The sequence below is a fragment of the Aureimonas sp. N4 genome, from assembly GCF_001463925.1.
Classification (GTDB): domain Bacteria; phylum Pseudomonadota; class Alphaproteobacteria; order Rhizobiales; family Rhizobiaceae; genus Aureimonas; species Aureimonas ureilytica_A.
The window spans coordinates 56,726-70,039 of sequence record NZ_BBWS01000044.1; the positions used below are offsets into that span (position 1 = coordinate 56,726).

Genomic DNA, 13,314 nt, shown 5'->3' on the forward strand with positions numbered 1-13,314 from the left:
GCCCTTTCAGGCACCGAGACGAAAGCCGTCATCGAACTGCAATGTGGCTATTTCCTCCGGCCCGTTCAAGCGTCTGGCGCGACGCGAAAGAACGAGCGGGTCGGTCGCTCAACGGAATATAAAAGCGAATGGCCCGCTCCGGTGTCTTGCCGGAACGGGCCATCCAACGATCAAACTTTCGAAGTGTTCAGACGATCAGGCACTCGCCGGTTCCTTTTCGTCCTTCCGCTCGGAATAGATATAGAGCGGACGCGCGTTTCCATCGATCACCTCTTCCGAGATGACCACCTCCCGAACGCCTTCGAGCGTCGGCAGGTCGAACATCGTGTCGAGCAGCATGGCTTCCATGATCGAGCGAAGGCCTCGAGCGCCTGTCTTGCGCTCGATGGCCTTGCGAGCGATCGCCTTCAGGGCGTCCTCGTGGAATGTCAGCTCGACATTCTCCATCTCGAAGAGGCGCTGATACTGCTTCACGAGCGCGTTCTTCGGCTCCACCAGGATCTGAACCAGCGCGGGCTCATCCAGATCTTCCAGCGTCGCGAGAACCGGCAGACGACCGACGAATTCCGGAATCAGACCGAACTTCAGAAGATCCTCAGGCTCCACACGGCGGAACAGTTCGCCGGTGCGACGATCTTCGGGTGATTCGACGTTGGCTGCGAAGCCGATCGACGTCTTGCGACCGCGATCCGAAATGATCTTGTCGAGACCGGCGAAAGCGCCACCGCAGATAAAGAGGATGTTGGCCGTATCCACCTGCAGGAACTCCTGCTGAGGATGCTTGCGACCACCCTGAGGAGGAACCGACGCGACGGTGCCTTCCATGATCTTCAGCAGAGCCTGCTGAACACCCTCACCCGACACGTCGCGCGTGATGGAAGGATTGTCGGACTTGCGGCTGATCTTATCGATCTCGTCGATATAGACGATGCCACGCTGCGCGCGTTCGACATTGTAGTCGGCCGACTGCAGCAGCTTGAGAATGATGTTCTCGACATCCTCACCGACGTAACCGGCTTCGGTCAGCGTCGTCGCATCCGCCATGGTGAACGGAACGTCGAGGATGCGCGCCAGCGTCTGCGCCAGCAACGTCTTCCCGCAGCCCGTCGGACCCATCAGCAGAATGTTCGACTTCGCCAGTTCGACGTCATTGTTCTTTTGCGCGTGGGCCAGGCGCTTGTAGTGGTTATGCACCGCAACGGACAGAACCTTCTTGGCGAAGGACTGGCCGATCACGTAATCATCGAGAACCGCAATGATCTCCTGCGGAGTCGGCACACCCTCGCGCGACTTCACCATCGAGGATTTGTTTTCCTCGCGGATGATGTCCATACAGAGTTCGACGCACTCATCGCAGATGAAGACCGTGGGCCCGGCGATCAGCTTGCGGACTTCGTGCTGGCTCTTTCCGCAGAAAGAGCAATAGAGCGTGTTCTTGCTATCGCCGCCGCTCACTTTGCTCATCGTTCTTCCTTCCGTTCCGCACCTCGGACTTGGAGGTCCGGAGATGGGTCGTCAGACCCTTTTCGTCATCCTATGCTGCAACGCTCACAAAGCAATCGTTCAAGTCGACCGGCAGAAGGCTTCGTCGCAGTTCCGTCACTACAAGGTAGCCGGATCATCCTTGATCGACGCTTAACGACAACGCCGGCTTCCACCGTTCAAGGTAGAAACCGGCGATGGCAACATCAAGGTCGTTTCGTCGATCAGTTCGCGGTGCTGGTTTCCAGCGCCTCACGCGAGGAATAGACCTTATCGATCAGGCCGAACTCGCGGGACTCGTCGGCCGTCATGAAATGGTCGCGGTCGAGCGTGCGTTCGATCGTCTCGTAGTCCTGGCCCGTATGCTGAACATAGACTTCGTTCAAACGACGCTTGAGCTTGATGATGTCCAGAGCATGGCGCTCGATGTCCGAGGCCTGGCCGGAGAAGCCACCCGAGGGCTGGTGAACCATGATGCGCGCGTTGGGCGTGGCAAAGCGCATATCCTTGTGACCCGCGCACAGGAGAAGCGACCCCATGGAGGCCGCCTGCCCGATGCAGAGCGTCGACACGGCCGGCTTGATGAACTGCATCGTGTCGTAGATCGCCATTCCGGACGTCACCACACCGCCCGGCGAGTTGATGTAGAGCGAGATTTCCTTCTTCGGGTTCTCGGCTTCCAGGAACAGGAGCTGAGCGCAGACCAGCGTGGCCATCGAATCCTCGATCGGCCCGGTGATGAAAATCACGCGCTCCTTGAGCAGCCGCGAGAAGATGTCGTAGGCGCGCTCTCCACGATTGGTCTGCTCCACCACCATGGGCACGAGGTTCATCGCGGTTTCGAGGGGATGCTTCATAGGAGGAATCGTCCGTTGATGGAGGGGTCGGTGGTGCCACCGCAATGCGTCGAATCGGGCTTTCGTCCGGAGCCCCCTAGATAGGGCTTTGCCGGGCCGCTTCGCAACCTTGGCCGCTGGAGCGTTACGGTCCGCTGAAAACGAAGAAGGCTGGCCCATGGGCCAGCCTTCAAATGGTCATTACGTCCAATGATCAGGCCGCGACGGCCTCGTCCTCGTCGTCCTTCAGGAGCTCTTCCTTGGAAACGGTCTTGTCGGTGACATCCACCGTGGCCAGAAGATGGTCCACGACCTTCTCTTCGAAGATCGGGGCGCGCAGACTCTGGACCGCGTCCGGCGTGTTGCGGAAGTAGTCGTAGACCTGCTGCTCCTGACCAGGATACTGGCGTACCTGCTCGATCACGGCGCGCTGAAGTTCCTCGTCGGACACCGTGACGCCGGCCTTTTCGCCGATCTCGGAGAGGACGAGACCGAGACGAACACGACGCTCGGCGAGCTTGCGATACTCGTCGCGCGCCTTTTCCTCGGTCGTGTCTTCGTCCTCGAACGACTTCCCGCTCTGCTCCAGTTCGCGCGTCACCTGCGCCCAGATGTTCTGGAACTCGGCTTCGACGAGCTTGGAGGGCAGTTCGAACGAATAATCCGCGTCCAGCGCGTCCAGGAGCTGACGCTTCACCTTCTGGCGCGTGGCCTGACCGAACTGGCTTTCAATCTGGCCGCGCACGATCTCGCGCAGACGATCGATCGACTCGAGGCCGAGCTTCTTGGCCAACTCGTCGTTCAGTTCCATCTCATCGGGCTTCGCGACGGCCTTGACCTTCACTTCGAAGGTCGCGGGCTTGCCGGCCAAGTGCTCGGCACCGTAATCCTCGGGGAACGTCACTTCGACGGTCTTGTCCTCGCCAGCGGACAAACCGACGAGCTGGTCCTCGAAGCCGGGGATGAACTGGCCGGAGCCCAAAACGAGATTCGAGTCGGTCGCCGAACCACCCTGGAAGGCTTCGCCATCCACCTTGCCGACGAAATCCATCGTGACGCGATCGCCGTTCTCGGCCGCGCCATCCTTCGGCTGGAAGGTGCGCGCGCTCTCGGCGATACGCTTGACCTGATCCTCGACTTCCGTCTCGTCGATCTCCACGACCGGACGCTCGATCTTGATCCCGTCCGTGCCCTTGAGCTCGAAGGTCGGCAGGGTTTCGTAAGCCACGGTGAAGCGGAAATCGCCCTCGCCGCGCAGAACCTTCTCGGCCTCGGACTCGTCTTCCGTCATCTGAATTTCGGGACGCATGGCCGAGCGCTCGTTGCGCTCCGCGATCACCGAACGCGGCGTCTCGTTGATGATCTGGTTCACGATCTCCGCCATGATCGACCGACCATATGTCTTGCGCATATGGCTCATCGGGATCTTGCCGGGCCGGAAGCCCTTGATCTTCACCTGATCCTTGATTTCGAAGAGGCGGGTCTGCAGCCGTGCCTCAAGGTCCGACGCCGGCACGACGATCTCGATCTCGCGCGACAGGCCTTCGGCCTTGGTTTCCTTAACCTGCATCATCAACCCTTTATGGTCTGCGACGGCGGCCCCTGGTCCGTCGTCGCGCGTCTATCTCGTTTGCCTGGGTTCAGACATGGTGCGGGTGGAGGGACTCGAACCCCCACGCTTTTGGCGCCAGAACCTAAATCTGGTGCGTCTACCAATTCCGCCACACCCGCCCGGTGTCGTGAACCATACGGCTTGCACGACGCGCGCTCTATATCATCGGTGCCTGCCGCGTCAAAGTTTAAAACAGGTTTGCGACAAAGCCAGTTGTATGCGCCTTGCGCCGAGCTGCCGCGCCGAAACGCCGTCCCAATCGTTTAAATCGGTTCATGTTGCATTGCATCATTCGCAGACCTGCCATGCGAGCCCGGCCATACCAGTCGGGAGTAGGCTCCCGTATGTTGTGACCACGGAAGCGGATCGCCTCTCGATCTCGACTTCAATCGATTAGAACCGATCACGGAACCCGACCGATGAACATTATCCGCTCGTATTCGACTTGGCGCCGCTACCGCGAAACCTGCACCGAGCTGAACCGCCTTTCGCAGCGCGAATTGTCGGATCTCGGTATCGCCCGGTCCGACATCCCGTCGGTCGCCCGTCAGGCCGTTCGCTGAATTCCCTTTATCCCTCGGGCTCTCTCCTCCTCCCATGAGCCCTTGTGGACAGCAAGCCTGCGGCTCCTCCTCCCATCGCAGGCTTCCTAACGACACCCGCCGGTCCTCCCCCGGCGGGTGTTGTCGTTTCGGGGATATGTCTTTCGCACCCGACTGGTTGTCGAAGCCCGTTCCGATCGGGCAGTCGATGCGGTAAGACAAGGGTATGACCAAGATCACACCCATTCACATTATCGGCGGCGGCCTTGCCGGCTCGGAAGCCGCTTGGCAGATCGCGCAGGCGGGCCAGCCCGTTATTCTTCATGAAATGCGCGGTGTCCGCGAAACGGACGCGCACAAGACCGATGCCTTGGCGGAGTTGGTCTGCTCCAACTCGTTCCGCTCGGACGATGCCTCGACCAATGCGGTGGGCGTTCTCCATGCGGAAATGCGCCTTGCGGGCTCGCTGATCATGCGATGCGCCGACGCGCATCAGGTGCCCGCCGGTGGGGCGTTGGCCGTGGATCGGGACGGTTTCGCCGAGGCCGTCACCGAGATTTTATCCGCTCATCCGCTGGTGGAAATCCGCCGCGAGGAAATCGCCGGCCTGCCGCCCGAAGACTGGGGTTCGACCATCGTCGCGACCGGGCCGTTGACCGCTCCTGCTCTCGCTGAAGCCATTCGCGATACGACCGGCGCGGATGCACTCGCCTTCTTCGATGCGATCGCCCCTATCGTTCATTTCGAGACGATCGATCTGGAGAAGGCGTGGTTTCAGTCCCGCTACGATAAGGTCGGCCCCGGCGGGACGGGCAAGGACTATGTGAACTGCCCTCTCGATCGCGATCAATATGAGAGTTTCGTCGCGCAGCTGATCGCCGGCGACAAAACCGAGTTCAAACAATGGGAAGGCACACCCTATTTCGACGGGTGTCTTCCCATTGAGGTGATGGCGGAACGCGGCGTCGAGACGCTGCGACACGGCCCGATGAAGCCGATGGGCCTCACCAACGCGCATCAGCGGGACATCAAGCCCTATGCGGTCGTCCAATTGCGGCAAGACAACGCGCTCGGCACGCTCTACAATATGGTCGGCTTCCAGACGAAGCTGAAATATGCCGATCAGGTACGTATCTTTCGCAGCATTCCGGGCTTGGAGAATGCCGAGTTCGCGCGGCTGGGTGGCTTGCATCGCAACACCTACCTGAACTCGCCGACGCTTTTGGACGGGACGTTGAGGCTCAAAAGCTTGCCGCGCCTGCGATTCGCCGGGCAGATCACAGGCTGCGAGGGCTATGTGGAATCGGCCTCGATCGGTCTTCTCGCGGGCCGTTTCGCGGCTGCGGAAGCGCAGGGCCAGATCGTCTCGCCGCCCCCCGCGACGACCGCTATGGGCGCTCTGCTAGGACATATCACCGGCGGTCATCTCGTGACCGATGAGGAACCCGGCAAACGTTCGTTCCAGCCTATGAACGTCAATTTTGGTTTGTTCCCGCCGATCACCATTCCTCGCGAAGAAGGAAAACGGCTTCGCGGCAAGGAGAAGACCATCGCCAAGAAAATGGCTTTGTCCGCACGTGCCCTGGAGCACTTCGCAGCTTGGCTGGCGAACACGTCCGAACCCGAATCCCTCTCCGAAGCTGCAGAATAGCTCGGCCATCCGGCATCGGTGGTTCCGCGAGTGCCGCCGGCGTCCGCCCAATCCTTAGCGCGCCGGTTCAGCGCCGGGCGACACATGCCACTGATCGGCGCGGATCAATAGTGTGGCGGTCAGCGCTGTGAGCCGTGGTGGCTGGCTCTCGTAGTTCGCGCGCGTGACATAAAGCCTGATCCCGCGCCCGTTCTCCGTACCAAGGTCGAGCACCAGAGGCTCGGCCACCGACACGCCCAGCTCGATCAGCCTGCGTAGCAACAGGCCCGTTTCGACATGGTCTGCGCGACCCTCGAAATGGATCGCCAAACGACGGCCATCGCTCTCTAGCTCAAGACGCCCTCGTCCAGTCTGCTCCTCGCCGCTCCCCGTTTGTAGATCGATCAGCGCGAGGTCATAGCCCGTCAGCGAAACGGCTTGGCCTTGCGGTGCGCGAAAGGAGCGGATCAGCGTCGGTTGCTCTGCTGGGCTGTCCCAGCCCAGCGCCTGAAACAAAACGGGAAGCGAAGACATCGAACCGTCCAGATGTTTGTCGGCGACCAACTGCGCGGGCAATGCTGAGCGAACCGCGTCCATACCTCCCACATCTTCCAGGATGGCAAGCCGCTCGCGAATCTCCGCGCGCCGACGGGAATCGCCTGTTCGCCAGACATCCACGCTCAAAGCACGAAGAGCCGATGTTTGGCTTCGTTCGACGCTGGCGATCATACTCCAGGGGCCGAAGCTGGAGGCGATCATGGCCGTCATGGGAATGGCTACCATCCAGCGAATATCCCCTCGGGCGCGAGGGACGATCTGAATGAGAACGATGCCAGCGAAGGTCGCGATCCACAGGGCGGAGTAGTAGGTCGATGGCGTGAGGCCCCACACATCCACCTCGCGCCATTGAGAGACTGCCAGGGTCGCAATGGGAGCGATCGTCACGCCAACCCAGTACCGATGGAAAAGCCGGGTCGACGTCGCGCTGGACGGCGCAAATGGGTCAGCGCCGATTCTCAGCATCAGCGCAAGGCTGCAGAACACGAATAGAAGCCACCGCGCTTCGCTCGCTTCCAAACCGCCCGAGAGCAACGTGCGAATGATGTAGGCGTGAAGCACCAACGCTGCGAGCCAGACGAGCGGCGCCAGAATCCAGTCGAACAACGGCCGAATCGCCTTTGCCAGTCGATCTTCGGAACCTGAGATGACGGGGGACGGAGACACTTCGGGCACGCGACCGAGCGCGATCAGCGGTGCGACGAGCGTCAGCCCTGTCACGAGGACGTAGCGATCTGCGTTCTCGAAAAGATCGGTGTCGAACAAGGTTCGAACCATTTCCACGATAGCGTAGAGCCCGACGAGGAAAACGCAGGCGGACAGAAACGCGATAACGAGCCCGACCGCCGCCCAAAGACCGAAGCTCCAGAATTCGTCCGAGCCGCCGTGCCGGACGAAAGGCGCAAGTGGCACGGCGAACATCATGGCGGACGAGAGGCCGGCTAGTTGATAAGGTGAGACGTCGACGAAGAGGACGATCGCTCCGACACATCCAGCCGTCCCCATCGACAAGAGCAGACCGATCAGGCGCCCCCATCCCTGCCCTTCCGCCGCCAATGCGACGATTAACCCAGCCATTGCGGCGAGCGACAGTGCGGTCAAAAATAGGAGCGAACGGTCGAAACCATCGATTGAACCGGCCTCGAGATTGGACGCAACCGAGAAGGCCACGATCAACAAGGCAGGAATGGGGAATCTCTGAAGACCGGACGCGGCGTTATGGGCGAGACCACGACCGATGCCTGCGATGCGTCCCAGCATGATCGATCCTCAAACTCGGAACCAGCGATTCAGGGGAGCCATCCCGGTTCGAAGCGGACTGATGCAATGCCCTCTTCCGCTTTCAGAACCGGTTCCTTGTAATCACCTCAAGAGCGCATCTGCCGCCAGTAGAACCAAAGCCGTCGGAGAGCGCTCGGTTCCGCACCGGCCGTGATCGGAGCCTTGCCGGCCCATAGCGCAGGCAGAAGTGCCGGGCGGACGGAGACGGGAATAGATGCCCACAGATGCAGGACGGGATCGAGATGCTCTCGCGCGAACGCACGCATGGCATCGCGGGCGCGCTCAGATCCGGCTCCACCTGCCAACCAAGTCGAGGCATCGATACCGGTCGCGGTCAGAATATCGGCGGGCACGTAGACTTGGTGACGGTTGCGATGAATCGCCTCCGAGCGCAGCACGGAGATCGCGGTTTGGCCCACTCCGGCGTGGCCGCACGCGTCCGCCAGACTGGGCGCGGCCGAGCGATCGAGCACCATCGTCGCCATCATGATCAAGGCGGAAGACGTCTCTCCTGCATAGGCTTCGAAGTCGGCGCGCGACGGCATCGGGTCGTTGTAGAGGTCGAAAACCCGAGCCTCGAGATAGCGCTCGAACGCATCGAGCGGCAGGGCGTGTTCGCGAATCGTCGCGATCAGAGCCGTCGCGATCGGGGAGCCCTGAGCGGCGTCCTCCAAGGGTTCCTCACTCGCCAAGCGGTCGCGCCACCATTGAAGGCGGATTTCGCCGGGCAATGGCTGCGACACCAGATCGCGAATGCGCAGCGTTTCGAGATGGAAGGCGTAGAGCGCAAACAGGTGCTTCTGCGCCGGCTTCGTGGCGAACCCCACCGCAACAGCACGATCGGGATCGCCGTCCTGAACGATTCGCTCACATTCGGCGTAAGCGGACAGTAGGCCGCCGGAAGGAGCTGAATCAGTCAACGGCGATCAGCGCCGCCGCGACCGGGCGTCCTTCCGCGAGCATGATATTGTAGGTTCGCACGGCGGCGCCCGTCGACATGGGATCGCAGGAGATCCCGGCCTTTCGAAACCGATCCAGCAAAGCCGGCGGAACACGGCGAATATCGCCGCCGGTGCCGTACAGGAAAAACCGGATATCCTCCGCTTCCTCGAACGCCTTCAGCAGCCTCGCGCCGCCGAAGGGCTCGTCCGCGTCAGCGGACCAGCCATAAATGCCGGACGGGAGACAGAGAATCGATCCGCGATGCGACATGTCGGCGAACCGGAAGCCGCCGTTCCCGTAGGCGTCGATCGGAGCGCGACGCGGATAATGTGCGTCGCGAATTTCGGGATCGCTCGGCTCGGCCATAGATCAGGCCTTGCCGGAGGTCGACGGCGTCGAGCCGCCAACGCGTTTCGGCTCGGGCGCATCGCTCTTGTCTCCGCCTCGGATCGTTTCCGGGCGAAGCTTGAAGTAGATCAGGACCGGCGCCGCGATGAAGATCGATGAATAAACACCGACCAACACACCCGCCAGCATCGGCGCGACGAATACGCGAATGACGTCTCCACCGAAGGCGTACAAGGCGACAAGGGCGAGCACGAGCGTCACGGCGGTGAGCAGTGTGCGCGATAGGGTTTCGTTCAGAGAAAGATCGATGATGTCCGATATCGGCATCTTCTTGTATTTGCGCAGGTTTTCGCGAATTCGGTCGAACACGACGACCGTGTCGTTCAGTGAGTAGCCGACAATCGTCAAGATCGCTGCGATGGAAGAAAGATTGAACTCCAATTGCGACACGACCAAGAAGCCGATCGTCATCGCGACGTCATGGGCCGTTGCGAGCAAAGCACCGATGGCGAACTGCCATTCGAAGCGCAGCCAGACATAGATCGAAATCGCGAGAAGCGCGGCGCCGACCCCGAACACCGCCGCCCAGGCCAGCTCGCCCGACACGGTCGGACCGACCACCTCCACGCGCTGGAAATCATAGTCGTTGGCGAGAGCCGAGCGTACTGCATTGACGCTGGCCTGCGGTGTTTGAGCGTCTTGGGGCTGCACTCCGAAGCGAACGAGAACATCACTCGCGGCGCCGAACTGCTGAACCTGGACGTCCCCCTCGACAATGCCGGAGAGATCCTGACGGATCGTGCCGACGTCGGCCGTTCCATTCTTGGCGCGCAGTTCGAGGACCGTACCACCGGTGAAATCGATGCCGAAGTTCAGGCCGCCGACGAAGAGACTGCCGATCGACGCCAGCGAAAGTCCGATCGTGATCGCAAAGGCCCAGCGACGAATGCTCATGAAGCGAATGCGGGTTCCATGCGGAACGAACGACACCCAGCCCTTCGGCACTTCCTTCGGGCGGCGATGACGGAGCCAATAGGACACCATCCAGCGCGTGAGCGTGAGGGCGGTGAAAACGGTCGTGAAGATGCCGAGCGCCAGTGTAATGGCGAAGCCACGCACCGGGCCCGATCCCAGGAAGAACAGAACGACGGCGGCGATCAACGAGGTGACGTTCGCGTCCATGATCGTGCCCAGCGCCTTATGGAACCCGGCATCGATCGACTGGACGACGGATCGCCCGTTTCGCCGTTCCTCCAGCAAGCGCTCATAGATGAGAACGTTGGAGTCGACCGCCATGCCCATCGTGAGCACGATGCCGGCAATGCCAGGCAAGGTCAGCGTGGAGCCGAGCGCCGACAGAAGCGCCACGAGCAGAATGACGTTCACCAGCAGCGCGATGTTCGCGATCACGCCGAGGAAGCCATAGGCCACGAACATGAAGACGACGACCAGCGCGCCGCCGATGATACCGGCGGCCTTGCCCGCCGCGATCGAATCGGCGCCGAGGCCAGGCCCAACCGTCCGCTCTTCGATGATATCGAGCGTCGCCGGAAGCGCACCGGCGCGCAGCAGGACGGCTAGATCATTGGCGGATTGAACGGTGAAATTGCCGGAAATCTGCGCTTGGCCGCCGAGGATCGGCTCGCGGATATTGGGTGCGGACAGAACCTTGTTGTCGAGGACGATGGCGAACGGCCGACCGACATTTTCCTGCGTCACCTGACCGAAGCGCTGCGCGCCCCGGGCGTCGAAGCGAATATTGACGACAGGCTGGTTGGTCTGCTGCTCGAAACCGGCCTGTGCGTCCGTCAGGTTCTCGCCCGAAATCATGACCTGACGCTGCACCAGAATCGGATGCGGCTTGGTATCCGTCGTTTCGAGCAACTCGTCACCGGCCGGCAGAGGCTGCGCGCCACTCGCCACGGCTTCGGCCGAGTTGTTCACGTCCACGAGGCGGAAGGTCAGACGCGCCGTCTGGTTGAGGAGGCTTTTCAGACGAGCCGGGTCTTGCAGGCCTGGAACCTGAACCATGATTCGGTCGAGGCCTTGGCGTTGAATCACCGGTTCGGTCGTGCCCAGTTCGTCAACGCGACGACGCACCACTTCGATCGACTGCGACACGGCGGTCGAGAGTCGATAATCGATGCCGGCATTCGTCAGCGCCAAGCGGTACGTGCCAGGCTGTGGTTCGGTGAGGTCGGTTTCCGTGACCGATCCGCCGGCTAGAAGCCCGCTGGAAATTGGCGAGGTCAGGCCCTGCAGAGCTGCGCGCGCGGCCTGAGCCTGGGCGGGATCGCGTAGGGCGAACTGGATCGCACCATTGTTCTCACGCAGATTCGTGAAGCCGACATTGGCCGAGCGCAAGCTGACCTGCACGTCCTCGCGCAGGCTCTGGAGCCGATCGTTGATCAACGAAGCGCGATCGACCTCCAGAAGCACATAGGAGCCTCCTTGGAGATCCAGCCCCAGTGTCATGGGCTGTTTCGGCATGAAGGAGGGCAGACTGGCCCTCTGCTGTTCCGTCAAAAGGTTCGGGAGCGCGAACAGCACGCCCAAGAGAACGGCGAGCCAGATGAAGGTGGTCTTCCACCGCGAGAAATAGAGCATGGCGTTCCCGAACGACAATCGGAGCACCGGACCTTCTGGCCTGCGGCGCTCCGAAAATGCGGTACGGCAGAGTGATCTGCCGAATACGAAAATGGATCGGGACGACCCCGATCCGCTGACAGATTACTTCGAATTCGCCGCCGTGGGCTCGCCCTTCACGCGCACATCCGCGACCATGGACTGGAGCACCCGAATCTTGGTCTGCTCGGAAATCTGCACTTCCAGTTCGCCATTCTCCTGGACCTTGGTGACCTTGGCGATGATGCCGCCACCGGTGACGATCGTGTCACCACGACGAATATTGCGCAGCATTTCGTCTCGCTTCTTCGCCGCGGAGCGCTGCGGGCGAATGATCAGGAAATACATGATCGCGAAAACGGCAATGAACGGCAGAATGCTGATGAGGATGCTCTCCGGCCCCCCCGCTGCGGTGGCGGTCTGTGCGAAAGCCGGCGATACGAACATCAAGATCTCCCAACAAACGGAAAACAGGGCGCCCGGCCCTTCACAAGATGCGCGCAATATACGATCGGTCGAACCGATTGCAACACGCGCCGCCCGGCAATGCCCGGCGGTATCGGTCTTTCCAGAGGTCAGCCCGTGACGTCCGAAACGGAACTTCTTTCTCTCCTGCGCCGCGCGGCGGATGCGCTGGAACGGCTCGCGCCGCGCGCAGCACCACCCCTCGACCTGGAAGCCGCCGATTGTTTCGTCTTCGCGCCGCCCTCTGGTTTGACGCCCGTACCCCGCGTGAACCGCGTGGATTTCGAACTGCTTCGCGGGATCGATCGCTCCCGTGACATTCTGCTCGACAACACGGAGCGGTTCGCAGCCGGGCTACCCGCCAACAATGCCCTTCTTTGGGGCGCGCGCGGCATGGGCAAATCCTCGCTGGTGAAGGCCGTGCACGCGAAGGTCAATTCGTCGCGAGGTGAACGTACGGCGCTGAAATTGATCGAAGTCCATCGCGAGGACATCGATGATCTTCCGCAGTTGATGACGATGCTTCGCGATCTGCCCTGCCCCATCCTGCTGTTTTGCGACGATCTGTCATTCGATCACGACGACACATCCTACAAGTCGCTGAAAGCGGCGCTCGATGGTGGCGTCGAAGGTCGGCCCGAGAACGTCCTGTTCTACGCCACCTCCAATCGGCGGCACCTCCTGCCGCGAAACATGATGGAGAACGAGCAGTCAACGGCGATCAACCCCAGCGAGGCCGTGGAGGAGAAGGTTTCTCTTTCCGACCGATTCGGTCTCTGGCTGGGTTTCCACAAATGCTCGCAGGACGACTATCTTGCGATGGTCGATGGCTACCTCGCCGCAGCGGGAATCGATCTGGACCCTGCGGAGATGCGACGCGATGCGCTAGAATGGAGCACGACCCGGGGCAGCCGATCGGGCCGCGTCGCGTATCAATTCGTGACGGACCTCGCAGGACGCCTCGGGCGGTCCCTAACGCGTTAACAAAAACGC

The 13,314-nt window shown here is 61.3% G+C and carries 11 protein-coding genes and 1 tRNA gene; 3 read left to right on the top strand and 9 right to left on the bottom strand.

Going from position 1 to position 13,314, the window contains the following annotated elements; translation table 11 throughout:
- Positions 1-195 precede the first annotated feature (195 nt).
- The 4 genes from clpX to AUL28_RS14000 all read right to left on the bottom strand — a co-directional run bounded on the left by clpX (position 196) and on the right by AUL28_RS14000 (position 4,049).
- Complete coding sequence (gene clpX, locus AUL28_RS13985) at positions 196-1,464, bottom strand: ATP-dependent Clp protease ATP-binding subunit ClpX (RefSeq protein ID WP_058598256.1); 1,269 nt, start codon at positions 1,462-1,464, stop codon at positions 196-198.
- Positions 1,465-1,706: 242 nt separating this feature from the next.
- A complete protein-coding gene (locus tag AUL28_RS13990; RefSeq protein WP_058633518.1) occupies positions 1,707-2,339 on the bottom strand; it encodes an ATP-dependent Clp protease proteolytic subunit in 633 nt (210 codons plus the stop codon).
- 193 nt (positions 2,340-2,532) lie between these two features.
- Complete coding sequence (gene tig / locus AUL28_RS13995; protein ID WP_062233760.1) at positions 2,533-3,888, bottom strand: trigger factor; 1,356 nt, start codon at positions 3,886-3,888, stop codon at positions 2,533-2,535.
- Between the two features lie 77 nt (positions 3,889-3,965).
- A tRNA-Leu gene (locus AUL28_RS14000) sits at positions 3,966-4,049 on the bottom strand.
- Positions 4,050-4,349: 300 nt separating this feature from the next.
- Here AUL28_RS14000 and AUL28_RS22150 point away from each other — a divergent pair.
- A complete protein-coding gene (locus AUL28_RS22150; RefSeq protein ID WP_082640465.1) occupies positions 4,350-4,493 on the top strand; it encodes a DUF1127 domain-containing protein in 144 nt (47 codons plus the stop codon).
- 205 nt (positions 4,494-4,698) lie between these two features.
- Entirely contained in the window at positions 4,699-6,123 is a 1,425-nt protein-coding gene (trmFO, locus tag AUL28_RS14005; protein ID WP_062233674.1) for a methylenetetrahydrofolate--tRNA-(uracil(54)-C(5))-methyltransferase (FADH(2)-oxidizing) TrmFO, read from the top strand.
- Positions 6,124-6,177: 54 nt separating this feature from the next.
- Here trmFO and AUL28_RS14010 read toward each other — a convergent pair whose 3' ends face one another.
- The 5 genes from AUL28_RS14010 to yajC form a co-directional block, all read right to left on the bottom strand.
- The gene (locus AUL28_RS14010) at positions 6,178-7,920 is read right to left on the bottom strand and encodes a DUF4153 domain-containing protein (protein ID WP_062233676.1); all 1,743 of its coding nucleotides are present in this window, start codon (positions 7,918-7,920) and stop codon (positions 6,178-6,180) included.
- A gap of 107 nt (positions 7,921-8,027) precedes the next feature.
- Positions 8,028-8,861 carry a phytoene/squalene synthase family protein gene (locus AUL28_RS14015; RefSeq protein ID WP_280137277.1) on the bottom strand — a complete coding sequence of 278 codons (834 nt, stop codon included), beginning with the start codon at positions 8,859-8,861 and terminating at the stop codon, positions 8,028-8,030.
- Positions 8,854-9,249 carry an Mth938-like domain-containing protein gene (locus tag AUL28_RS14020; protein ID WP_058598251.1) on the bottom strand — a complete coding sequence of 132 codons (396 nt, stop codon included), beginning with the start codon at positions 9,247-9,249 and terminating at the stop codon, positions 8,854-8,856. Before AUL28_RS14020 ends, AUL28_RS14015 begins: the two co-directional genes overlap by 8 nt.
- A gap of 3 nt (positions 9,250-9,252) precedes the next feature.
- Positions 9,253-11,838 carry a protein translocase subunit SecD gene (secD, locus tag AUL28_RS14025; protein WP_062233679.1) on the bottom strand — a complete coding sequence of 862 codons (2,586 nt, stop codon included), beginning with the start codon at positions 11,836-11,838 and terminating at the stop codon, positions 9,253-9,255.
- A 123-nt stretch (positions 11,839-11,961) separates the two neighbouring features.
- Positions 11,962-12,303: a preprotein translocase subunit YajC gene (gene yajC, locus AUL28_RS14030; RefSeq protein WP_058598249.1), complete on the bottom strand. Its 342-nt coding sequence runs from the start codon at positions 12,301-12,303 to the stop codon at positions 11,962-11,964.
- Between the two features lie 135 nt (positions 12,304-12,438).
- Here yajC and AUL28_RS14035 point away from each other — a divergent pair, with 135 nt between their 5' ends.
- Positions 12,439-13,305 carry an ATP-binding protein gene (locus AUL28_RS14035; protein ID WP_062233763.1) on the top strand — a complete coding sequence of 289 codons (867 nt, stop codon included), beginning with the start codon at positions 12,439-12,441 and terminating at the stop codon, positions 13,303-13,305.
- The last annotated feature ends 9 nt before the right edge of the window (positions 13,306-13,314 follow it).